Origin of the sequence: Silvibacterium bohemicum (genome assembly GCF_001006305.1) — a bacterium.
Taxonomy (GTDB): domain Bacteria; phylum Acidobacteriota; class Terriglobia; order Terriglobales; family Acidobacteriaceae; genus Silvibacterium; species Silvibacterium bohemicum.
This window is the reverse complement of the sequence record NZ_LBHJ01000001.1, coordinates 783,177-807,145: the sequence shown is the minus strand read 5'-3', so window position 1 is coordinate 807,145 and position 23,969 is coordinate 783,177. Positions and strand designations below refer to the sequence as shown.

The following is a 23,969-nucleotide window of genomic DNA, read 5'->3' as shown; positions in this document are numbered from 1 at the left end:
CTGGCCCTGGTCTACTGGTCCAGGCTTTTACACCCTGAACGCTATCCCCTGCTTTCAGCTATACCGCAGCCAGCGCACAATCTCCGGCAGTGTTGCGCGCTTGCCGTACATCAGGATGCCGACGCGGTAGATGCGCGAAGAGATCCAGAGCAGCACCACCACCGAGAGCGCCATCAGGCCGAGCGAAAGCACAATCTGCCACAGCGGAGGAAACTGCGAGGCCAGCCGAAGGAACATCGTTATCGGTGCGCAGGGCGGAAACATTGAGATGGCCACCGACCAGATCGAGTTTGGATTCGTAACAATGAAGGTGATCATTCCAAAACTCAACCAGATGGGAACCGCAGCCAGCGGGGTGTATTGCTGCAGCTCTTGCTCGGTATCGCAGGTTGCGGCCAGGCCCGCGAAAAGCGTGCTGTAGAGCGCGTAGCCCAGAATAAAGTACAGGATAAACAAGATAATTTGCGGAGTAGAGACCGCAACTTTGAACTCTCCCGACAGCAACGTCGTTGCCAGCGCGGAGCTGGCAAAGAGCGCAGCCGCAACCGCCCAGATCGCCAACTGCGTCAAGCCGACTGCGCCGATGCCGATCAGCTTTCCGGCCAGCATGTCGCTGGCCTTCACGGTCGACAGCATCACCTCGAAGATGCGCGACGTCTTCTCCTGAATCACCGAGCGGCCGACGTTCATGCCGTACATGATGACCGTAAATGACAACAGAAAGGACATGGCGTACGCGGCCCAGAAGGTGCTCAGCGAGCTGCTCTCCGTCTCCTTGCCGTTCTTGATCTGCACCGTATCCACATCGACGCGCTGGGTAAGAGCCTCGACCTCATTCGATGGAATCCCACGCGCCACCAGCCGCTCTGCAACCAGAGCATGGTTCACCGCGCTCTGCAATCTGCTTTCGGTAGCATAGTCGCCTGCAGACCGCGACTCGTACGTTGCCTTCGCGGCGTCCGGCGCGGAGGTGTCCAGCCAGAGAAATCCGTCCAGATCCTTCTGATCGACCTTCGTCAGCAAGGCCTGGCGCTCGGTGCCGGCCACGGGAGCGTCCACATCCACTGTCGCCCTGGCATCCTTATCGCTGACCAGTTGATCGCGAACTCGATTGGCCAACGCCGCATCGCTGCTCGCGACCACCAGGTGCTTACCCACACCGGAATTCCTGCTGGCCAGCGTCATTACGCCGACGAGAGCCACAAACAACAGCGGGATCAGGATGGTGGTGATCTTGAATGCTTTGCCTCTCACCTGCTCGAGGTATTCGCGTTTCGCGATCAGAAGGGTGTCACGCATCGACTTTTTCTCCCACCGTGCGGATGAAGATCTCCTCCAGCGAAGGCTCGACCAATTCGAACTTGTAGATGGTCGCTTTTTGCACAGCTTCACGCAACAGGTCCTGCGCGTTGGCGTGAGGCTTCAACTGGATTTCAGCCTGCCCGCCGTAGTCTTTGTAGTCGGCAATCGCGGGATGCTGCAGGAAAGAGTTGTCGCCCTCGAAGTTCAGCAGCACCCGGTTGCGCTCATAGCGAGACTTGATCTCGCGCATGCCGCCCGCCAGCACCGCCTGGCCACCATTGATGAGGCAGATGGCGTCGCACAGCTTCTCCACCTGGTCCATGCGATGGGTCGAGAAGAGGATGGCCTTGCCGGCCTTCTTCAGATCGATCAGCGTATCCTGCAGCAGCGTGGCGTTCACCGGATCGAGGCCCGAAAACGGCTCATCCATGATGATCAGCTCCGGATCGTGCAGCAGCGTGGCAATGAACTGGATCTTCTGCTGCATGCCCTTCGAGAGCTCTTCGGTCTTCTTCTGCACCGCGTCCAGAATCTGCAGCCGCTCGCACCAGTCATGCGCGCGGCGGCCGGCAACTGCGGGATCGAGGCCGCGCAGCTCGCCCATGAAGACGAGCTGATCCATCACCTTCATCTTTTTGTATAGACCGCGCTCTTCAGGCAGATATCCCACCCGCTTGAGGCTCTCGCGTGTGAAGGGCTGGCCGAAGAGATTCACCGTGCCCGAATCCGGCATGGTGATGCCGATCATCATGCGGATACTCGAGGTCTTCCCTGCGCCATTTGGCCCAAGGAGACCGAACATCACGCCTGAATCGATCTGCAAGCTCAAATCCTTGACCGCGATCTTTTTCTCGTAAGCCTTCGAGATGCGATCCAGATAGACAACCGTGGACATTCCCAGCTCTCCAATTTCAAAACGAGTCTAACAGGGGGAGCAGCTGAGAGGCGGGTCGCTAAGGAGCGGATCGCTGAAGTCCGGATCGGCAAAAGTCCGGTTGGCGAGCTCCGTGGAGTCCCACATCTCAAGGGCGAGATGCGGGGCACCCGAAGCGGCTTCGAGGTCTAGCCTTCCCCGCCCGCCGCCTTCCCCGCTGACCGGCTCTTGGCACCCCGCCCTTCGGCCGACCGCTTCCTAGCGAGCCATTTTTTAGCCGCCCGGCTTTTAGCTACCCGCCCTGCTAGCATCTTTGAGTGGTTGCACTCGACACTCCGGTTCAGTTCGTCAAGGGCATTGGTCCTCAGATCGCAAAGACTCTCAACGAGAAGCGCATCGCGACCGTTGAAGACCTTCTCTTTCACCTGCCTTTCCGCTACGAAGACCGTCTGCATCCGCGCTCGCTGACAGAATTGGTGCCTGGAGAGATGGCCAGCGTGATTGCCGAAGTCCGCGGCACCACGCTGCTCCGCACCCGCCGCATGCCCATCTTCGAGATGACCGTCGGCCAGAACCTCTCGTCGATGAAATGCATGTGGTTTCATGGCACGTATCTCGAAGGCAAGTTCAAGGCCGGGCAGATGGTCGCGCTCTACGGCAAGGTCGAGCCCTCGCGTTCTACGCGCAATTTCAAGATGATCCAGCCGCAGTTCGAGATCCTCCCCGAAGATCTCGACGACGAAAGCCGGTTGCTCGAAGTCGGCCGCATCACGCCGGTCTACGAATCGCTCAGCGGCAGCCGCCTCGCCTCGCGCTGGATTCGCAAAGTCATTTACAGCCTGCTCGAAGAACTGCGAGGCCGCATCCCCGAGACCATGCCCGCAGCGATGCTGGAGCGCCTCAAGCTGGCCAGCCGTGAAGAGGCCTTGCGCTTCGTACATTTTCCGCCTGCCGGAACGCCCATGACGCATTTGCAGGCATCGAGCACGGGCGCGCATCGAAGGCTCATCTTCGAGGAGCTGTTCTACCTCGAGTGCGGACTTGAGCTGAAGCGGCGCAAATTGAAGGAGCGCGCCGGAATCACCTTCGAGACCAGCGACAAGGTCCGCGAGGCGTTGCGCCAGATCCTGCCTTTCCATCCCACTGCCGCACAGAAGCGCTCGCTCGGCGAAATTGTCGGCGACATGCGCCAGCCCTCGCCCATGCGACGGCTGCTGCAGGGCGATGTGGGCTCGGGCAAAACCATCGTCGCGTTGCAGGCCATGTTGGTGGCCATCGAGAACGGCTATCAGGCAGCGCTCATGGCTCCTACGGAGATTCTTGCCACGCAGCATTCGCTGGCCATTCGCAAGCTTCTCGAACGCAGCTCGCGCAAATATCGCACCGTGCTGCTGACCGGCTCCCTCGACGAGGAGCAGAAGCGGCTCGCCCGCCGCCGCATCTTCCTGGGCGAAGCCGATCTGGTCATCGGCACGCATGCCCTGATCGAAGAGAAGGTGGATTTTGCCAAGCTCGGCCTGGTGGTCGTCGACGAACAGCACCGCTTCGGCGTTCTCCAGCGCTTCCGGCTGATGAAGAAACCGAACGCCGCCGAACCGGACGTGCTGGTGATGACGGCGACGCCCATCCCGCGCACGTTGGCGCTTTCGATTTACGGCGATCTCGATCTCAGCGTGCTCGATGAATTGCCGCCGGGCCGGACGCCGATCGTTACCAAGCAAGTTCCCGACGAACGAGCCGATGAGGTATGGAAGCTGCTGCGCGATCAGGTCAAGCGCGGCCACCAGGCGTATATCGTGTATCCGGTCATCGAAGGCGCTAAGGACGATCAGCCGGAGCTCGATTTCGCGCCTCCCGAAGCGGAAGAGCCGGTGAAAAAGCCGGCGAAGAAATCTGCGAAGAACAAGACAGCAGCGAAAAGCACCTCACTCTTTCAAAAACCATCGCTCAAATCGGCTACCGAGATGTACGAAGAGCTTCGCGCCACGCATCTGAGCGGCCTGCGCCTCGGACTCTTGCACGGGCGGCTCGATGCCGATGAAAAAGAGATCATCATGCGGCGTTTTCAGCGCGGCGACCTGGATGTCCTGATTTCGACCACGGTCATCGAAGTCGGCGTAGACGTGCCCAACGCCAGTCTGATGGTCATCGAACACGCGGAGCGCTTTGGACTGGCGCAGCTCCACCAGCTGCGCGGGCGCGTTGGGCGTGGCGCGGCCAAATCCTACTGCATCCTCATGACCGGCGGCCGTCCGTCGCCGCAGGCGGAAGAGCGGCTCGCAGCCATGGTGCGTACGCAAAACGGCTTCGAACTCGCCGAGCTCGATCTGGAACAGCGCGGACCAGGTGAGTTTTTCGGCACGCGGCAGGCCGGCCTGCCCGATTTCCGCGTGGCCAATATCGTGCGTGATCGCGAATTGCTGGAGCTTGCCAAGGAACAGGCGGCGCGCTTCGTCGAAAAGCCGGACGCCGAGGCCAGCGAAGAGGAGAAAAGAGCGGTGTGGGATCGCCTGCGCGCGGCCTGGCAACGCCGCTACGGCCTGGTGGAAGCAGGTTAGACGCCCCAGCAGCTTTTTACCCCAAGGTCAGCGTCTCCTCTCCGCCCGGGGATTTGCTCGTTCTGCCTCTGTAGATCATGAGCTCGATCCGCGCCACGTCGAAGGCTTTGCTCTGCAGCAGATTGCGGGTGCAATGGCAGAGGTCCGCCATCTGATGATGCGAGTCTCGGCTTAGCTCCAGCCCTGCGGCGATCAGCGCAGCGTAGATCTCGATGCAGGCGGCGCGCGCGAACTCGAAGTCCAATTCGGCAAAATCGTTGCCCCGCGTGCTGCGGGTGAGAATCCATACCCCGCAGGAAAGCAGCACCCCGCTGAGAAAGCGAACCAGCCGCTGGGGATCGTCGTCACTCGACGCCGTCAGCTTCAGGCTCCAGCTATTCGACTCGTAATCGCCACGCATATTCACTTGATCGGTACATTGCGCCGTTTGCATAACCGGCAACAGATGGTACTTTCGTGCCTTCAAGATTCACCAAAGTCCGTCCGATGCAGACTAAAACGCAAGGAATTTTGCCACCGCCGCAAATTCATTTAGCTTTCTTGCATGATTCTCGGCACAGGTATCGACATCATTGAGATCGACCGCGTGGCCCGTTCCATCGAGCGGTTTGGGGAGCGCTTCCTGGACCGGATCTTCACTCCCGGCGAAATTGCCTATTGCAGCCGAAAGAAAAACTCCGCCGAAAGCTTCGCTGCGCGCTTTGCGGCGAAGGAAGCGGGCGCCAAGGCCCTGGGCACGGGCATCCAACATGGCGTCGCCTGGAAGGAGCTGGAGGTCCAACGGCAGCCTGGCAGCCGTCCCACGCTGCATTTGAGCGGCCGGGCCAGCGAATTGGCCAGCCAGCTCGGGGTTCGCCGCATCGCGCTCTCACTGACCCACAGCCAGACCATCGCCATGGCCTCAGTGCATTTGGAAGACTGAAAAAGGCAGGGTGTAGGGAATAGGGTGCAGGGTTTAGCGTTCAGATTCTGTCAATTTTTGGGACGTTGATTTTTGTACGCTGTACTCTTGCCTCTGCATCCTCGTTTTCTGCAACAGGTGTCGCCGATACGGCATCCTATGGTGGTCCGGCAAGACATAAAACCGCGGTTTGATATTCTCTGACCGGAAGCTCAATCCAATTCCCAACCGTTTTTATCCCTGAGGGTGCCTGTGCCGAGTCAGCAACAAGTCCAGTGGTCTCAATTGAAGGTGGGAGTACTGGTGCTGGTAGCGCTGTCGGCGCTCACGGCTCTGGTTTTCCTTATGTCCGGCAGCTCTGGCGGGTTTTGGACCGGCAAGATCACCGTTCGCTCTTATTTCGAGAACTCGGCCGGCCTCAAGGTCGGCGCGCCGGTAAACCTCGAAGGCGTGACCATCGGCAACGTGAAGGCTGTGCGCATCGAGCCTCAGCGCAAGCTCACGCCGGTTGAAGTCACCATGAAGATCAGCAAAAAGTTCACCGATGCAGTTCATCAGGATTCGAAATCCAGCCTGGAGACGATTGGTGTGCTGGGCGACACCGTCGTGAATATCGACAGTAAATTCTCCACTGGCCCCGAAATTCGCGATGGGGACGAGCTGAAGACGACTGAAACGCCGAATCTCACCGACGTAATCAAGTCCAGCCAGGGAACCATCGAGCAGCTGAATACGATTCTGGCCAAGGTCGACAATCTGGTCGATTCGCTCAACAGCGGCAAAGGTTCGATCGGCCAGCTCATCAATGACCCAACCTTGTACAACAAGGCTGTTCTGACTGTGAATCAGATTCAGGCACTGGTCGATTCGGTCGCCAGCGGCAAAGGCTCAATCGGCAAACTGGTAGCCGACGACCAGCTTTACAAACGCATCGACGACACAGTCGGGCATCTGCAGCATATCTCGGCCCAGTTGGACGCGGGACAGGGCAGCGCCGGGAAACTGCTCAAAGACGAGACCCTTTACAACAACCTGAAGCAGTCGACTGATAGCCTGAATCAGCTTCTGGCTGGAATCAACCAGGGCAAGGGGGCCATCGGCATGATGGCCAAGGATCCACAGTTCGCCAAGAAGCTCAACGATACTGTGACCAATCTCAATTCGGTTCTGGCGCAGGTGGATAGCGGCGAGGGAACGATCGGTAAGCTGATCAAGGATCCTGCCCTCTACAACCACAGCGACGAGATGATTCAGAACACCAGCAACCTGGTTACCGCCATCCGCCAGAATCCGAAGAAATACCTGACAATCCACTTCAAGGTCTTCTAAGCAGATTCGGGACCCGGCATCTGACTAAGGCCAGATGCCGGGCAATCGCGGAAAACGGCTCCTGGAAACGAATCCTGGAAAAACGCTGTGTCTCATTTAGTTAGCGGCATGTTAATTTTCCAGTAGACGCGGTTTCCCCGCGCCAAGATCCGCTGCGCCCCTTCCCCTCAAAGCGCGGTGACCCTCCCGAGGATTCATGCAGCCCTTCCGCATCGCCAGTACGCTTCTCTTTTGCAGCAGCCTCGCTCTCGCACAAAGCACCTTCACCTCGGCGGATAACACGCCGGGAGGTGCTCCCGTGGAACCGAAGGCGCTGCATAGCTTCGACCTCAACGCCATCGACAAGACGGCCGACCCGTGTACCGACTTCTACGCCTACGCCTGCGGCAACTGGCGCAAGGCCAATCCCATCCCTAGCGACCAGGCGCGGTGGGGCCGCTTCAATGAGCTGAACGAGCGCAATCGCTATCTCCTCTACGTCGATCTCAACAAGGCAGCGAACGATCCGAAGACGCCGCTGCAGAAGAAGTACGGCGACTTCTACGCCGCCTGCATGAATACCGATCTCGCCGATCGGCTAGGCGACAAGCCCGTGATGCCGGTCATCGATAAAATCGACGCGCTTTCCTCTAAGGCACAGCTTGGCGCGTTGCTTGCCGACCTCCAGGCCAAGGACTCCACCGGAGCGTTCTTCCGTTTCGGCAGCCAGCAGGATCAGAAGGATTCCACCCGGCAGATCGCCATCGTCATCCAGGGCGGGCTTAGCCTGCCGGACCGCGATTACTACATCCTCGACGACGAGCGCATGACCAAGATCCGCGAGCAGTACAAAGCTTACGCGGTAGGCCTCTTCAAACTGGCCGGCGACAGCGATGAGAAAGCGTCGACCGAAGCCGACAGCGTGCTGGCGATCGAGACGGCACTGGCCAAGGGGTCCACGCCGCGCGTCGACCTGCGCGACCCCGAGAAGCGCTATCACCTGCAGCCACTCGCGAATCTCAAAACCCTCGCTCCGAATTTTCAGTGGGATGCCTTTCTCTCCGGCGTCTCCGCCCCGCAAATCTCCGAGATCAACGTGGCCACGCCGGATTTCTTCAAGGCGCTCAATGACGTCATCGACCAGCAAAGTCTCGACGCGATCAAGAGCTACCTCCGCTTTCATGCTCTGAATGAAGCCGCGCCCTTACTTTCGTCTTCCTTCGACGACCTGCATTTCGGTTTCTTCCAGAAGACGCTTAACGGCCAGGCCGAGCAGTCCGCTCGCTGGAAGCGCTGCACCACGCTCACTGACCAGGCTCTCGGCGAAGCCGTGGGACAGGACTGGGTACGGCAGAACTTCCCGCCCCAGGCCAAGGACAACATGGAAAAGCTGGTCGCCGCCCTGCAAAAGTCTCTTGGCGATGATATTCAGAACCTCTCGTGGATGACGCCGGAGACCAAGAAGCAGGCCGAAGCCAAGCTCGCCGAATTCCGCAAGAAGATCGGCTATCCCGAGAACTGGCGGGACTACTCGAAGGTCGAGGTTAAGCGCGATGACCTCATCGGCAATGCTCAGCGCGCCGACGCCTTCGAATACACGCGCGATCTGAACAAGATCGGCAAGCCGGTGGACGAAAAAGAGTGGGGAATGACGCCTCCCACCGTCAACGCCTACTACAACTCCAGCAATAACGACATCAACTTCCCGGCCGGCATTCTTCAGCCGCCGTTTTACGACGTGAGCAAGGATCCCGCGGTCAATTTCGGAGCCATCGGCGTGGTGATCGGCCACGAGATGACCCACGGCTTCGACGACCAGGGAAGCAAGTTCGACGGCCAGGGCAACGTGAAGAACTGGTGGACTCCGGATGACCGCAAGGCCTTCGACGAGCGCACCGGCTGCGAAGTCAACGAATACGGCAGCTTTGAGCCGGTTCCGGGCCAGAAACTGAACGGCAAGCTGACACTGGGTGAGAATACCGCTGACAATGGGGGCATCCGGATCGCCTACCAGGCCCTGATGAGCGTGCTGGCCCAGGAGGGCGGAAACGCCCGGAACGAGAAGATCGACGGCTACACGCCCTCCCAGCGCTTCTTTATCGCCTTTGCCCAGGTATGGTGCGAAAACCGGACCGAGCAGTCGGAACGGGTGATGGCGCGCACCGACCCCCACTCCCCCGGCATGTTCCGGACGAATGGAACAGTGCAGAACTTTGACCAGTTCGGCAAGGCCTTCGGCTGCAAGAAAGGCCAGCCCATGATGCCGGACGCTCCCTGCGTCGTCTGGTAACGTGCTTGCCTTCCATCGATCCCCGGCGATGGCCGGGGATTCCCTCCAGGTGACAGACGGCAGCTGTTGCCAGCAAATTTGGCGAAATACCCTCTAACCAACTTCGCCGGAACGAGTCAAAGAAAACCAAGGGGATATGCCGCCGACAAGCGCGAATCCCCTCTGAATTTCATGACTTATCGGGACGTGCCCGGCCTTCCGCTATAGCCGAAAGCGCGTCCAGCTTTTACAATGCAGACGGGAGCGATCCCGATCCAGTGCCTGGTCTAAGTGAAATCAGGATGAAGGAAGCGCATGAAGTTTAAGAAATTTGGCCAGATTGTTCTGGCCCTGGTTGTATCCCTAGGTCTTTGTCTGAGTGTTACCTCCTGCACCGTCGACTTTACCGTCGCATATCTTTATGTGACCGGCGCCCAGTTCAACCAGATCGGTGCCTTCAAAGTTTCGAATAACACTGGAAACCTGAGCAATATCCCGGGCTCCCCCTTCGGCTCGGGCGGCACTGACCCGCTCCGCTCGATCGTGTCCAGCACCGGCCGATATCTCTATGTCCTGAATGCCGGCGCTCTGCAGACAGACGGAACCTATAGCGGCGGCAATATCGCCGTTTTCTCCGTCGGCGGAGACGGCGTTCTGGCCCCGCAGCAGACCTACACCAGCCAGGGTAATGGGTCCATCCGCTTTGGATTCAACTCCACAGGCAGCTTCCTGTATGTGCTGGACCAGTACGCTCCGGTCGATGCCAACAATCCTGCCCAGACTACATCGACCACGCAAAGCGCAGAGTTTCCCTGCCCTGACCCCACAACCGCGGGCGTCTGGCATCCGGTGGGCGATATCACTGCCTTCAGCGTGAATACCAACACCGGCCGGCTCTCGCTGATCACCAACAATCAACAGCAGACCGGCAACGGCACCCAGCTTGGCTACTTCCCCATCGGCTGCAACCCGATCGACCTCAACGTTGCCTCGGCCTTCGTCTTCGCTGCGGATGCCGGCCCGGAGCCTGCCACCACGGGTTTCGCGAGCGATAACCGTCAGACCATCTTCGAGTACGCTCTCAACAGCTCCAGCGGCCAGCTGACCCTCACGCAGAATGCAGAGTTAGTCACCAACGCCGCCAAGATCAGCAACATGGGATCGAGTGCGTCGGGAGCCTATATCTTTGTGCTGGATACCGGCAACAATCAGGTCTACTCCTACACCGTCGGCACTAACGGTATTCTGCAGTCGGTCACGGATAGCCCGTTCCCCAATAGCCAGTCGACTTCCGGCAACCCGATTGCGCTCACCACGGACAGCAAGAGCCAGTTCCTCTACTTAGCCAATGCCGGACCGTCCTCCAGCGTTGGCAATGCGAATAGCCAGATCAGCGGCTATACGATTGCGAGCAATGGTGTGCTGGCGCAGATCAGCGGAGCCCCCTTCCCCACTGGCTCCAGCCCGCAGTGCATCCTAGAGGATCCTTCGCACCAGTACATTTACACGGCTGACTTCATCAGCAGCACCGTCACCGGCCATGTACTCGATCCAAACTCCGGCGTGCTGACCGATTTGCGTAACAAAACCAGCTACGCCACGGTCGGCAATCCCACCTGGTGCGTCGCAAGCGGACACACGGACTAAGAACAGAGTTGAAGCGGTCACGACGCGCGTATGCCTTCGCTCCTGACCGCTTCAATTCCTTTGCTTAGCTCTTAGGCTATAGCGCAGCCGTTCGATCCGGCGCTATAGCCGAAAGCAGCTCAAGCTTTTACAATTCAAGCGGGAGCGATCCCTAACATCGCACGCCTGTGCCGCTGGCCAGGACGAAGGAAGCGCATGAAGTTCAGCAAAACGGGCCACGCGTTGTTGGCCGCAGCAGTTTCACTTGGCGTCGGACTTGGCATTACCTCCTGTGGCCAGAGCAATACCATCGATTACCTCTACGTCACGGCCTCCAAAAACACTCCCGGGCAGATCAGCGTCTACCGCGTCGACCAGGAGTCGGGCGCTCTGACCCAGATTCAGGATTCTCCTTATAGCTCCGGCGGCCGCAATCCTGTCGCCGAAGTCACGTCCCCGAATGGGGCAGACTTATATGTCGTGAACCAACTCGACAGCACCATCGTCGAGTTCGCCATTGGCACCGACGGCAAGCTCTATCCGCAGCACACCACGACTACGCCGGGAGCTTTTCCGCAGGCGATCGCCATCAATGCGGCGGGGACTTTTCTCTACGTCGCCGTCACCTTTCAGCCCAATTTTTCCATTTTGAATGTGGGTCCGGGCGCTTTGGTCGCCTATCCCATCAATTCTGACGGCAGCCTAGGCACCGCAGTTGCCAACGGCACGCTCTCGTATTTCCCGGTTCAAACCAACCCGTTGAGCGTGAATGTCACCGCGAACGGAAACTTCGTCTACGTGGTCAACCAAAATACCACCCCTCAAGTAGCAACCGGTGCGAATGCCAACGGTACAGGCGCAGCCACCTCCGGTACAGGCGGAACGGTCTCGGCATTCGCCGTCGGCAGCGGCGGCGTGCTGACCGCCATCCCGGGCAGCCCCTTCACCTCCGGTGTTTCACCCAATGCCAGCGCCAGCGATCCTACCAGCCGCTTCTATTACGTAACGGACAGCGCGACCAACCAGCTTATCGCTTACAATATCGCCGCCAATGGCGCGCTTATCCCTCTGGAAGGCGGCCCGTTCGCGACTTCGGTCTTCCCGGATGCTGTGACCATCGATCCGAGCGGCACTTATATCTACGTTGCCAACTTCAATTCCAACAGCATCAGCGCCTACACGATCACCCAGTCGACGGGTGCGCCCTCCGGGCTGGCCGGTGCGACCACCATTTCGACCGACACCGGCCCGACCTGCGTGCTGGTCGATCCGGCCTTCGGACGCTTCGTCTACACCTCGAACTTCCTGGGCAACTCGATCTCCGGGTTCCAGCTGAACACGAATACCGGCGTGCTGACCGGCGCAGAGAACTCGCCCTTCCCGACCGCCGGCCAGCCGACCTGTGCCGCCGCGGTTACCCACGGCAACCACCCTGGAGAGCACGTCCAGGCAACGGCCGGAACCGGAAGCGGCGGTTAAACCGTACACCGCTAGTAAGAACTCAAAAGCCCGCTGCATGCAGCGGGCTTTTGAGTTTGATGACGAACCTTTGCAGTGTGAGCGGGGCCTTCCCCCAGTGGCTGAAGCCACACTCATTTGCTTGATTTACGTACGGCCTGAAGGCCGTACCCTACCAAGACCATGACTTTGTCAGTAACCGGAGCCCGCTGCGTGCAGCGGGTTTTCCTTTTGGCCTGAAACAGGACATTCGATCGAAACCCCGCTTGGATCGAGCAAAGTCGGCGCTTACAGGCCTTTCAACAGCTCTTTCCAGCGCGCCCAGGCGTCGTCGCGAGCCTTGATGTTCGCCTCGTTGCCGGAGGTCCGGGTCGGGTCTTCACCGGCGCGCATAAAGCCGTGTCCGGCTCCATCGTAGACAACCGGATCGTATTTCTTACCCGCTGCTTTCATGGCCACCGTGGTATCGGGAATGGTTGCGGAGATGCGGGCGTCATTTCCTGCATAGAAGCCGTACACCGGCGCAGAAACGGCACTCAGGTCCTTCGGCGGTGGTCCGTAGAAGACGAAGGCTGCGCTCAGGTCATGCCGGTTGGTGGCAAAGCGGAACGACTGGCCTCCTCCCCAGCAGAATCCGGCGACCGCCAGCTTGCCGCTGACTGCGGGCAGCTTCTTCACGTAGTCGGCGGTGGCATTCAGATCCGCTGTCACCCGGTCCGGATCGAGTCCCGATACTGCCTTCACCGCGTCATCCTGGGTGGCGTAGGCGCTCGAGCCTCCAGCCTCCGGACCATCGCCGGAGAGCAGGTCAGGGGCGATGGCAATGTATCCTGCAGCCGCTACCTCGTCTGCTGCCTCGCGTGCCCAATCCGTTAGTCCGAAGATTTCATGGATGACGAGCACCGCCGGAGCCTTGCCCTTCACCTCCGGATAGACCACGAAGGCATGCACCGTCCGATTGCCGTACTTGATGTCGACCCACTCCTGGTGGCGGGGCGATTTTCCCAGCCGTTCTTTCGCCCAGTCCTGCGCCTGACTGAGGGATACGCAAGTCATTGCGGCCATTACTGCAATTGCCAGTCTCTTCCGAACGTTCATTCTCGTTAACCTCTGTGGCTAGATGGAGTTGCCATATCGCTGTTCAAGGGCAGACTAAACGGAAGGGGCGAAGGAGGCAAATCAAGGGATGCTTCTCTTCTCATGCTGCCAACATTTTTTCGGAAATCGTTCTTTCCGGTGCGGACGGCTTCCCGTACCATGGCGCCATCCGCCGCACAGGAGCGCTATGCCACTCGACCACATTGTTACCTTCCTGCTTACGCAAAATCCCGACGCAGCTACCCGCTTTTACCGCGATATGCTCGGTTTCACCTTCGTGCGCGACGACGGCTTTGCGCTGGTCTTCGATCTTCACGGGACACCGCTGCGCATCGGCAAGGTTCCCAGCCACACTCCGGCGCAAAATACCGTTCTGGGTTGGGAGGTGAGCGATATGAAGGCAGTCGTCGCCGAGTTGTCGGCGAAGGGAGTCGCTTTCGAGCGCTATCCGAACATGGGCCAGGACGAGCAGGGCATCTGCACCTTCCCGACGGGAGATAAGGTGGCGTGGTTCAAAGATCCGGATGGGAATGTGCTGTCGCTTTCGCAACATGCGGCGGTGTAGGGGAAGGACAAGCAAGCTCTAAGACCGAAGAAACGAGATTGATACGAACATTTGCGGTGCGAGCGGGCTTTCCCTCAGCGGCTGAAGCCGCACTCATCTTGCTTAATTTACGTACGGCCTGAAGGCCGTACCCTTCCAAGACCAAGACTTGCGAACAAGACTTTGCGGGAAGCCAAAGAGGCCGGCATAAGCCGGCCTCTTCAGGAATAACGAGTAACTCAGGCAGAAAATTAAACCCCGGCGACTGCGGGAAATCTGCTTTCTCGATCTGCTGTTTTAATTCGACTGCGATTGCGGCTTGGGCTTGGGTAGGGTGTTCTGCTCGGCGTTGACTGGAGCCATATTTGGACCGTCGTAGCCGGTCAGATTGCCCATGCCACTCAGCTGCTGCTGCTGCACCTGCAGCGGCCGTTGCATGACCATGATGACGTCGGTTCCTGCCGGGAAGGTGATATCGCCGCCATGCTTCATCATCATTCCGACGAGGCCGGCAGCTGCACCCGCACCCGCTCCGAGACCGACACCGAGACCGGGCGCACCACCTGCCCATCCGGCCAAACCTCCGATGCCCGCACCGGCCACCGTAGCACCGCCTACTGTTTTGGCGTCGTCCGTCTTGGAACTGGTTCCCTGAATCAAGCCTTCTTTATCGGTGACTTTTGCGTTCTGGGCGCCCGGAACGTTATCGACCGCACCGGGCAGCGCGATCACCACGCCATTGGGGAAGACCATGGAGATGAAATGCATCATGATCTCCGCGCGGCCTTTCACCTTGCCGCCGCGCTCCACGCCATCGATGTAACCCTGAACAAATACGCCGGCAGGAATGACCACCCGCGATCCCACAATGACCGGAAACTGGCTGGTGAGATAGACGGCATCGCCTGGCTTCGCGGTCTGCGTGCTGATGGTGCTCTTCAATGTGAGCGGAATCTTGGTTCCGGCTGGAACGACAAAGACTGGCTGACCGGGTGTTGCGTCCGCGCTGGGCGCACTGGTTGAGGGGGCGACGGGCGGGGCAGCCTGTTGGGCGAAAAGCGGGCTGGTGGCTAGAAGCGAAGCACCAAGCAGGAATAAAAAAGCGGAGCTAAAGTTGGGGCGAGTCATTCGAATCATCTCCAGGGGAGCAGTGGAACGTGCAACTGAATATCGAGGGTCCAGTTGCGGACCAGGGCTGACGGCTTTCGGCTCTCCCCGGTTTTCGATCCCGCGTGTGCTCCAGATCGGTAGAACTTGAGGGTTGTCCCACCCACCAATCGAACTAGGGTCATTGTTGCATCGGAAACAACAATTTGTACCTTTAATTTGGTAATCCGCGGCCATTATTTGGTTACCGGAGAACCCGAACTAAGGTGGTACGTGCTTATTTTGAACCATAATCAGGCGGAAAGTTCAGAAGGATGCTTATTTTGGTTGAGAATTTGCTTGGCAGGACTTCGGGAAGTTCCTTGGCGATTTGGCGCTCGCTGACGACAAGGGCGTTCATCAGGACTGACGAGGCGAGGGGACTCATTTGGAGGTAAAAAAATCATCCAGCGCCTGATTGAATGCCGCGGGTTGCTCAAACCAGGGAAAGTGCCCTGCACGATCAATGAAGCGAACTGCAGCATGCTGGAAGGCGAGCTTTGTCTCATAAGCCGCCACAGGGTCCATCGGGTCCTGTCGTCCACTCAGAACGAGCACCCTACCCTGATATTTCCCGAGCTGTGGGCGTAAGTCATAGTTGGGTGGCGTAATTTCTCGGCCGAGCAGATGACCCACATCTGAATGCCATGCCGAGCTCAGCTCTTTACCCATTTGACTGCCAAGCTCGCGATTGAAGAACAGTGCTTGAGACTGCAATTCAGCCGCGTCTGCCCGCGCTCCATTACCGCTTTGGCTCTCTAACGCTTCAAGCTTGGTTCGATCTCCCATCTGCAGGCGATCCAGTATGTTGTCGTCGAAGGCGGCGAGGGCACTGAAGCTGACCGGAGCGGAATCGAGCAAGACAAGCTGCGAAACGTGCTCCGGTTGAGCAATTGCATAGCGAATAGCAAGAAGACCGCCTGCGGAGTGTCCGATCACTGTCCAACGATCCGCCTTTAAGTACATTCGCAACGCTTCGTAATCTGCCAACGACAACGCCACGTTCATTGTGGTCGCATCAACGTGAGGAGGCAGTGAGCGCCCTGTGCCTCGTTGCTCCACAAGAATCGCCTTTTGGTGCTTTGCCACAGCAGCTGCCACCGGGAGCATGTAGTCGCAATCATCTCCCGGGCCTCCGCTCAAAATCAGAACTGGCTCACCGGCTCCAGCGCTTCGAAAGTAGAGATCGAATCCATCCCTCGAGATCTTCCCAGTTTGGAACTGGTCCGCATAGGCCGCCAATGATGCTTTTGAGCTCTGGGCACAGACGCTTCCACCCCATAAAAGACAAAGCACAAGATAGCTGACGACAAGCGCGTGACCGAATCTGGGCATGACTTTCCTTTCTTGAAAACGTGACCTTCGCTGGTACGAAGAGCTCTGAGGAGTTGTTCCATTGATTCGGCGATCTGGCCCCGGATTACTAACAAGCTGGCTTTGCGGTAGTAACGATAGCGGCTTGAGCGGGCTCTCCTGCGGGTGCCTTGGGGTTGGGATCTCTGTGAAAAAATTAAGAGGGTGCCCCTCTCTCGTCATTGAATCGATTGGGTTTTCATTCGCCTTGGTGGCTGTAACTCATTCACTCCGTGAGGTTTTCCCAGATGTCTTTGAGAATGTGCTGCATGGATGCGGTGATTGATTCCGCTTGGGTTGCGGCTTGGTCATTGCAGGGGCTCGACTTAGGTCTGTGGAGACGGCCGCGAGGTTCGGTGCGGAGAGGCGGCTGACGATAGAGGCGTCCGTTGGGCAGAGCGTATCCGCAGAGTGCGAGGTTGGCCTTTGGGCCGCATTTCTTTGGGCAAGCAGTCTGCCGGGGAACAAAAAGGACCGCGTCGGGGTTCGTTGAGCAGCCCACAGAGCGGTCCCTTTGTTCTCTCTCTCTATTTTAGCGAGTTAGCCCCTAGTTATGTGCCAAGTATTTTTGGTTTCGGTTAGGTGGTTCACCGTCGCCCTTCTATAGCTCTTGTCGCCGACGTGAACGTGTTCTGGTGACGGAAGATCGTTTGTCCGCGCCGGCCGCGCCGTTACCGTCCAGTGAGGTTCGACTCGGCTAGATCCAAGATGAGGTCGGGATTGCTTTCAGCGTTGTGCACGAACCCCATCACCCTGAGCACACCAGTCAAAACGGCGTTCACTTTGCGAGCGCACACCTCGTTGCCGTTGATCGTTAGGCGAATATTTTCCCTAGAAAAATCTCGTAGCAATCGCTGTAGTGCCGCACTCGTCTTGGCTGGATGTTTTATGGGAGCAGTGACGGTGAACAGCATGCTTTGATCTTTCGGAAAGGCTTCGATGACGCTTGCCTTTACACCGTCAATAAGCCGTAAGGCCACCTTATCGAATCGCAGCCGAATCCCGGCTGAGGCTATGCGTTCAGCTATCTCCCCCTCGTATGGATCAGACTTGAACACCGGCTCTCCCGATTGATCGGCGGATCCAGAATTTCTTCTCATTCCTCAAGGCCTTCCTACCGTTCTATGACAGTAAGCTTCTGGGCTTATGTGCATGATAGCGCCCCTTATTGTGCGTAGAACGATGATCGCTTCTCAGTCCAGTCCTGGAGAGATCCTCAACTGTCGTTAAATCGCCAATGCACGCCGCGACATCGGATTAACGACATGTCGACTTGCCGGAAGTAATCCATCTGTCCGATAGTGCTCGCGGTTTCCGGCAATCGAGATCAGTCACCGCGTTCTAAGCGGCGCGCGCTAAGGTCTGAATCAGGTTCTCGCGGGCGTTGGCGGCCATGCGATCGATTGCCTTGAAAATTCGCAGCCAGAAAGCGGCGCTGGCTACCGCTAGCATTAGAAATATTCCGGCTGCGAGTCCGGTGTGGTGATAGCGGGAGAGGGGCAGAAAAACCGCTACTCCGATGCCCACGATGGCGACTTGAATGCCCAGGCTCAGGAAGCCGTTTCCGGCGGCGCCTTCTTCGCGCGACATGCGGGTCAGGGTCATGCGATAGGCCACGGTCAGGGAGACGATGTTTCCCGAAGCCAGCTGGAGCGGGAGTGCGAAGAGCAGCCAGCAGAAGGTTGCGGCGATGATCCCGCCTTCGGGCATGCCGTAGCGAAAGAAAACGATCAGGCAGACCGAGAGCAGTTCCATGCAGAAGAGCCCGGCCTGCATCAGGTTCTTGGACAGCATGATGGTGCGAAAAGGAGTCGGCGAGAGGAAATAAAGCTGGATGCCCGCGCCCTCGCCGCCGAGGCTGTTGTAGATCATGCGAGTGAGCCCCAGAAAGGAATAGGCGACACCCGCCGGAAGCGCATATTGCCCCCTCAAGAAAAGGCCCGAGCCGCGGTGCATGCCTCCACCGCTGAAGATCAGCAGCATGAACAATGGCGCTGCGAGGCTGTAGAGCATGATGCCGCTGCGCGAGAGATAGCGAAGCTCCTTTTCGATCACCGCACCCACCGGTCCGAGATCGAGAGCGCCGGCGCGCTGTTTTTTTGTGCTCTTCCGCGCCCGCGTCGACTGCCGGGAACCTTCGCCCAGGCTTTCTCCGCGATACTCTGCATGAAGCCGAAAGCCGAAGAGCAGAGCCGTAGCTCCGCCATAAAGAACTAGGCCGCCGAGGGACGATAGAGATTGCGGCTGATGGTTTCGTATCGCATAGCGAACGGCAGATGCTGTCAAGCCCGGCGGCAGGATGCTTTGGGCTTCGTCGATCTCCTGCAGGGTCTTCTGACCGATGGGAAAGCTGCGTCCCTGGTAGTGCTGCATCAACGGATTGATCAGCTGGACGGACAGCAGCAGAAAGAGAAAGGCTGCTCCCATGATCTCGCGGGTGCGCCGCTGCGCCAGCCAGCGGTCGATCCAGGCAAAGATGGTTCGGGTAAGCAGGATATTGAAGATCGCAAAGAGCAGGAGAGCAGCGGTAATGCCCAGAACGGCATGCGGCTGCGCGACAACCAGCCCAATCCAGATGCCGTAGAGGCAGATGGAGCCCATGATGGTGGAAATATCCAGCAGCCCGAAGACCAGGGTCACGAGCATGTAGGCGGCGAAGCTCATGGGAAAGCGCAGAAATGCGCTCAGGTCCACGTGCTCCTGGAAGGACGCGACCATCAGGGGGAGAAATTGCCACAGAAACAACACCGGCCAGAAGAGGACCACGAGCAGGCGCAAGGTGTGGCCCGAGGCGATGGAGTATGCGCCGAATCCCAAGCCGGTGCCGATGGCAAGCGCGATCACAGAAAAGAAAGCGATGGTGAAAATGCGGGCGCCGAGTTCGAAGTTGCCGCGTTTGCTGCGGAGCGAGTGGCGCAGCATCTGCCCGCGCATGGCGGCAACCGCGCCGTACTGCTGGCGCGACTCCGTCGAGAAGATGCCGGCCAGTCCGCCTGTCATGCCAGCCACGACAGCTCCGGCACAGGCTCACCGCCTCCGGCTCCGACGGTGTTCAGGAAAATCTCTTCGAGCGTGAGACGTTCCTCCGCTGCTGCTCCGGGGAGTCTCGATGCAACTCCGGCACGCAGGTCTTCGAGCGAGCCGTTGGCAACCAGCCGGCCTTTGTAGATGATGGCGACGTGCGAACAGAGGCGCTCGACTATTTCGAGGACATGCGAGGTGAGAAAGATCGTCGCGCCGCGATGAATCATTCCCTGCAGCATGGTCTTCAGAGTGCCGGCAGCGACCGCGTCTACTCCCTCAAACGGCTCATCGAGGAAGAGCACCTTGGGTCCGTGGATCACGGCTGCGGCGAGCGCCAGTTTCTTCTGCATGCCGTGCGAGAAATCGGTCACCAGCTTCTTAGGCTCATTGGCCAGATTCATGAAATCCAACAGCTCTTCGGTGCGGCGGCTGGTCGTCTCGCGATCCAGTCCGTACATGCGTCCGACAAAACGCAGATACTCGGCGGCGGTGAGGCGTCCGAGCAGAGCCATGCCCTCCGGCACCACGCCGATCTGACGCTTGAGATCCAGCGACGCGGAGGTGAAGCTCTGGCCCAGGATCTCCACGCGCCCCGCGGTCGGCTCGAGCAGGCCGGTGAGCATCTTGATGGTGGTGGATTTTCCCGCGCCGTTCGGTCCCAGGAAGCCGAAGAACTGGCCCGGCGCCACGCTGAAGGAGAGATCGTCGACCGCGGTAAATTCGCCGAATCGGCGCGTCAGACCAAACATGGCGACAGCTGGAGTATCCATTGCCGCCAGCATAGCTGGAAACCCGGGGCAAGCAAAGTATCGGGCGAGTGAAAGCCCGGATGACTCCGGGCGAGATTGATGACAAACCTTTGTAGCGCGATGTGGCTTTCCCTCGGTGGCTAAAGCCACTCACATTCGCTTGCTTTACGTGCGGCCTGAAGGCCATACCCTTCGAAGAGAACGGCTTTGTTAATGGTCATAGCCCGGATTGCTCCGGGCTTAACTCTTAGGGCTTAACTCTTATGCCGCGGAAACGCTGATCGAGTTCAACTGTTCCAGCGCTTTTGAAGAGAGCGCCAGCTCGGCCGCAGCCAGGTTCTCACGCAGGTGGCCGGGTGACGACGTGCCGGGGATCAGCAGAATGTTGGGCGAGCGGTGCAGCAGCCAGGCGAGCGCTACCTGCATCGGCGTGTAGCCGAGGCTCGCGGCGACATCCGAAAGCTCCGTGGATTGAAGCGGGGTGAATCCGCCGAGCGGGAAGAACGGCACATAGGCGATGCCCTTCGCTGCGAGGTCGTCGACCAGCGTGTCGTCTTCGCGGTGGGCGACATTGTAGTGGTTCTGCACGCAGACCACGGGCGCGATGGCGCGCGCCTCCTCGATCTGCGCCGCGGTCGCGTTGCTGATCCCGAGGTGCCGGATCAATCCTTGCCTCTGCAGCTCGGCAAGCGCCGTGAACTGGGGCTCAATCGATTCCTTGCCTGGCTTGTGGATCTCCCCCCACACGCGCAGGTTGACGACATCCAGCGCTTCGACTCCGAGGTTGCGCAGGTTGTCATGCACCGCCTTCGTCAGCTCGGCCGGACTGTGCGCGGGGTTCCATGAGGCATCGTCACCGCGCACCGCGCCTACCTTCGTCACGATGACGAGGTGATCGGGATAGGGATGCAGCGCTTCGCGGATGATCTGGTTGGTGACATGCGGACCATAAAAATCGCTGGTGTCGATGTGATCGACGCCTGATTCCAATGCCTCCTGCAAAACGGCAACGGCCTGCGCCCGGTCTTTAGGCGGACCCCATACGTGAGTACCGGCAAGCTGCATCGCGCCATAACCCATGCGCTTGATAGTGAATTTGGTGCCAGGCAGCGTGAAGGCGCCGCCGAGTTTTTCTGCATTCGTCATTCTGTCTCCATCTCTCTGTCTCCATCTCTTCATCGGCTCGATTCGAGCCGCTTGTGGTTAGATGAAGATAACTTCAGTTTCGGAGTTCGCATTTGCCGAGAGCAGCCAGAGCCGTGCTACAGCCGCGAAAGACGCCGGTTCAGGTGCGTTCCGCCGCCAGCGTCGAAGCCATCCTGCAGGCCACGCTTCAGGTTCTGCTTGCAGTGGGCAAGGAACGGCTGACGACCACGCGGGTCGCTCAGCGCGCGGGCGTGTCGGTGGGAACGCTGTACCAGTATTTCCCCAATAAAAGTGCGCTTCTGCAGGCATGTCTCAGGCGGCACATGGATGGAGTAAGCAGGGCTATCGGAGATATATGCGAGAAGCACAAGTCCGATGGGCTTCTGGAGATGGGAACGGCTCTCGTCTTCGCGTACCTCGATGCGAAGATGCGCAATGTGAAGGAGAGCGCAACGCTCTACGCCGTGAGCTCCGACGTGGATGGCGCAGCTATCAGCAAGGCGTCGAGCGAGCGCTCGCGCCGCAGCGTCGCGGAGCTGTTTGCCACCGCGAGAGAAGGCCTCACGAAAGATCCCGAAGTCGTGGCGACGGTTGTCCTGGCGGCGCTCAACGGCGTAGCGCGAAGGCTGTTGGAGGCAAAGTTTCCGGAGCGCGAAGCCGAGGCTCTGCGTGAGGAACTCATCGTGTTGGTTCACGCCTATCTGCGTACCTGTACCGCATCACAACTTGCGTGATGCGTGTTCCCGCAAGGACGATAGGACTTGCGTCTTCTTTGCTGGGGCGGTAATGCGGTCCACGGCTAGCAGTTCATGTGAACCGAACCTTCAATACCGCCAGCTCTTCACGTCCGCACCTGCGGGTGCGGTCTTCAACATGTGATCCGCCATCAGGGGCAGCACGCGCTGCGGCCAGTTGGCGTTGTTCTCCTGCATGGTGTATTCCGGCGGACCTCCGGTGTAGCAATGCGGCATACCCGGGCCGTACTGAAAGGTTGCGTCGGAGTGCGGATTGCGCGTGGAGTCGAGCGCAGTCTGCAAGAGATGCACGGCATTGTTCAGGAAGTAGGTATCGCCGTCGCCGACCGCCACGTGCAACTTGCCTTCGAGCTTCGGCCCCAATACCGGCCAGTCGCGCTGCAGAATCGCCGTCAGGTCATAGTGATCGTGCCAGTAGTCGACCACCTTCTTGTCGACGGCGCCCGTTAGCGGATCGAGGACATCGGCTGGGTATCCATCCGTCCCAGCCGGCGAAAACACTGCCTGCCAGATATCCCACTGCTCGGTCGAGCGGCCATGCGTGCCGAGTACATACTCGAAGCGAAACTCGCTCTCGGCGGTCGCGATGATGGTGCCGTCGGGCTTACGGTCGGCAGCTACGGGAACCTCGCCGAAATCTCCTCTGCGAACAAAGGCATTTGCATCGTTGTAGAGATCAATGTTTTGGTATGCGTGGAAGTCCACCGGATCGGGGCAGGCCGCATCGGTCCCGTTATACATGTCGGGATAGAACACCTGCGTAGCCAGAGCCTCCCATCCCCCGGTCGATCCACCAAAGGTTGCTCGCGCCCATCCCTGCCCGATACCGCGGTACTTCGCTTCGATCGCCGGAATCAGCTCTTCGTTGATAGCGGAACCATACGGACCGACATTCGCTGAATCGACGACATAGGAATCGTCGTAGTAAGGGTTCGCGTTCTGCACATAGATCATGATCACGTGCGGCAGTCGTCCTGAAGTCCAATCCTGAAAGAACTTGTATCCGGCCGCTGCCCTGCGCGGCGCGTTTTTGGCATCAGGCTTCGTCGTAACAAACGGCAGTGGTCCAAATCCCGCATGGTAGTGGTCCTGATAGACCACCAATGGATAGCGTGCGTCTGGATGCTCGTCGAAGCCGTCGGGAAGCAGCACCCATGCGCCTAGATACATGTCCCGGCCCCAGAACCTGCTCAGCTTCTCGCTGCGGAAGCGCATGAACTTCAGCCATTTCGCACCGGGATCCTTAGCCGCCATCACTGCTGGGTCCTGGTCCGTCCCTTCGATGGGAGGAATCACCTTGTCCAGCGTGAGCTTCAGCGTCTTACCGGACTTCGGATCGAAATGCACGCTCACGGGTGCGTTATAAGGATTGCCGGGCTTCAAATTCCAGTGCTGACCCTCGCCCTTGTCTGGCGGCAGCCAGACTGTCTTACCCGATGCCAGATGGAACTGCTCGTAAACGTTGAAGACCGCCTGTACCGTGTAGTCGCCGGCATCGAGATCGGCAAGCGAGCGGCGCGGGAAGCCGATCGTCTTGGCATCCACGACCACCGTCGAGCCCGGAGCAGCGTTTTCAACATCGACGCCAAATCCCTGCGCTGAGAGGTAGTTCTCCTCCAGTTGCATGCGCGGCTCGGATTCTGTGTTTTTGGCAAAGACCAGGATTAAGTGGCCACGCAAAGGCCCAGTGCCGGGGATCGTAACTTCAACACGCTGGGCTTGGGCGCCTGCAGCAGACAGAAGGGCAAGAACTAAGCCTAATAGGGGCCGCATAGCTCTCCAGGAAAATGAAGGTGTGAAAGAAAGAGCATAACAGCCGGAGTCGCCAGCTATCACGCCGTCAATAGCGCAGGGTGGA

Annotated in this window: 19 protein-coding genes; 8 read left to right on the top strand and 11 right to left on the bottom strand. The window is 58.9% G+C overall.

The annotated features are described in order from the left end of the window. Positions 1-54: 54 nt before the first annotated feature. Positions 55-1,299: an ABC transporter permease gene (locus XX99_RS03465; protein WP_050057949.1), complete on the bottom strand. Its 1,245-nt coding sequence runs from the start codon at positions 1,297-1,299 to the stop codon at positions 55-57. Further along, entirely contained in the window at positions 1,292-2,197 is a 906-nt protein-coding gene (locus XX99_RS03460; protein WP_050057948.1) for an ABC transporter ATP-binding protein, read from the bottom strand. The genes XX99_RS03465 and XX99_RS03460 overlap by 8 nt, the downstream gene beginning before the upstream one ends. A gap of 296 nt (positions 2,198-2,493) precedes the next feature. On the opposite strand from XX99_RS03460, the gene recG reads away from it, so the two are divergent. Next, positions 2,494-4,734 carry an ATP-dependent DNA helicase RecG gene (gene recG, locus XX99_RS03455; protein WP_050057947.1) on the top strand — a complete coding sequence of 747 codons (2,241 nt, stop codon included), beginning with the start codon at positions 2,494-2,496 and terminating at the stop codon, positions 4,732-4,734. Between the two features lie 16 nt (positions 4,735-4,750). On the opposite strand, the gene XX99_RS03450 is transcribed toward recG, so the two are convergent. Continuing rightward, positions 4,751-5,200, bottom strand: a complete 450-nt coding sequence (locus XX99_RS03450) for a hypothetical protein (protein WP_231581129.1) — start codon at positions 5,198-5,200, stop codon at positions 4,751-4,753. A gap of 78 nt (positions 5,201-5,278) precedes the next feature. On the opposite strand from XX99_RS03450, the gene XX99_RS03445 reads away from it, so the two are divergent. From XX99_RS03445 to XX99_RS03425, 5 genes are all read left to right on the top strand, one after another. Next, positions 5,279-5,656 (top strand): holo-ACP synthase, encoded by a 378-nt coding sequence (locus XX99_RS03445; RefSeq protein WP_050057945.1) that lies wholly within the window; start codon positions 5,279-5,281, stop codon positions 5,654-5,656. A gap of 231 nt (positions 5,657-5,887) precedes the next feature. Further along, positions 5,888-6,964: an MlaD family protein gene (locus tag XX99_RS03440; protein WP_050057944.1), complete on the top strand. Its 1,077-nt coding sequence runs from the start codon at positions 5,888-5,890 to the stop codon at positions 6,962-6,964. Positions 6,965-7,160: 196 nt separating this feature from the next. After that, entirely contained in the window at positions 7,161-9,233 is a 2,073-nt protein-coding gene (locus XX99_RS03435) for a M13 family metallopeptidase (RefSeq protein ID WP_050057943.1), read from the top strand. A 294-nt stretch (positions 9,234-9,527) separates the two neighbouring features. After that, entirely contained in the window at positions 9,528-10,859 is a 1,332-nt protein-coding gene (locus tag XX99_RS03430) for a beta-propeller fold lactonase family protein (protein ID WP_050057942.1), read from the top strand. 195 nt (positions 10,860-11,054) lie between these two features. Continuing rightward, on the top strand, positions 11,055-12,317 hold the full coding sequence (locus XX99_RS03425; RefSeq protein ID WP_050057941.1) for a lactonase family protein: 1,263 nt from the start codon (positions 11,055-11,057) through the stop codon (positions 12,315-12,317). Between the two features lie 267 nt (positions 12,318-12,584). Here XX99_RS03425 and XX99_RS03420 read toward each other — a convergent pair whose 3' ends face one another. After that, a complete protein-coding gene (locus XX99_RS03420) occupies positions 12,585-13,361 on the bottom strand; it encodes a dienelactone hydrolase family protein (RefSeq protein WP_231581128.1) in 777 nt (258 codons plus the stop codon). A gap of 220 nt (positions 13,362-13,581) precedes the next feature. Between XX99_RS03420 and XX99_RS03415 the strand changes: the two genes are divergently transcribed. Next, complete coding sequence (locus XX99_RS03415; RefSeq protein ID WP_050057939.1) at positions 13,582-13,959, top strand: VOC family protein; 378 nt, start codon at positions 13,582-13,584, stop codon at positions 13,957-13,959. 276 nt (positions 13,960-14,235) lie between these two features. Here the strand turns inward: XX99_RS03415 and XX99_RS03410 are convergent, their stop codons facing one another. From XX99_RS03410 to XX99_RS03385, 6 genes are all read right to left on the bottom strand, one after another. Next, complete coding sequence (locus XX99_RS03410; protein WP_050057938.1) at positions 14,236-15,066, bottom strand: hypothetical protein; 831 nt, start codon at positions 15,064-15,066, stop codon at positions 14,236-14,238. A 402-nt stretch (positions 15,067-15,468) separates the two neighbouring features. After that, positions 15,469-16,419 carry an alpha/beta fold hydrolase gene (locus XX99_RS03405; protein WP_050057937.1) on the bottom strand — a complete coding sequence of 317 codons (951 nt, stop codon included), beginning with the start codon at positions 16,417-16,419 and terminating at the stop codon, positions 15,469-15,471. 689 nt (positions 16,420-17,108) lie between these two features. Then, positions 17,109-17,537 (bottom strand): hypothetical protein, encoded by a 429-nt coding sequence (locus tag XX99_RS03400; RefSeq protein ID WP_156185769.1) that lies wholly within the window; start codon positions 17,535-17,537, stop codon positions 17,109-17,111. A 241-nt stretch (positions 17,538-17,778) separates the two neighbouring features. Beyond that, positions 17,779-19,446 (bottom strand): hypothetical protein, encoded by a 1,668-nt coding sequence (locus tag XX99_RS03395; protein ID WP_156185768.1) that lies wholly within the window; start codon positions 19,444-19,446, stop codon positions 17,779-17,781. Further along, positions 19,434-20,231, bottom strand: coding sequence for an ABC transporter ATP-binding protein (locus tag XX99_RS03390; protein WP_050058099.1), 798 nt, complete (start codon positions 20,229-20,231; stop codon positions 19,434-19,436). Before XX99_RS03390 ends, XX99_RS03395 begins: the two co-directional genes overlap by 13 nt. Positions 20,232-20,471: 240 nt before the next feature. Further along, the gene (locus XX99_RS03385) at positions 20,472-21,356 is read right to left on the bottom strand and encodes an aldo/keto reductase family oxidoreductase (protein WP_050057934.1); all 885 of its coding nucleotides are present in this window, start codon (positions 21,354-21,356) and stop codon (positions 20,472-20,474) included. A 113-nt stretch (positions 21,357-21,469) separates the two neighbouring features. Here XX99_RS03385 and XX99_RS03380 point away from each other — a divergent pair, with 113 nt between their 5' ends. After that, the gene (locus XX99_RS03380; RefSeq protein ID WP_231581127.1) at positions 21,470-22,090 is read left to right on the top strand and encodes a TetR/AcrR family transcriptional regulator; all 621 of its coding nucleotides are present in this window, start codon (positions 21,470-21,472) and stop codon (positions 22,088-22,090) included. Between the two features lie 90 nt (positions 22,091-22,180). Here the strand turns inward: XX99_RS03380 and XX99_RS03375 are convergent, their stop codons facing one another. Further along, positions 22,181-23,884, bottom strand: coding sequence for an alpha/beta hydrolase-fold protein (locus tag XX99_RS03375; RefSeq protein WP_050057932.1), 1,704 nt, complete (start codon positions 23,882-23,884; stop codon positions 22,181-22,183). Positions 23,885-23,969 lie beyond the last annotated feature (85 nt).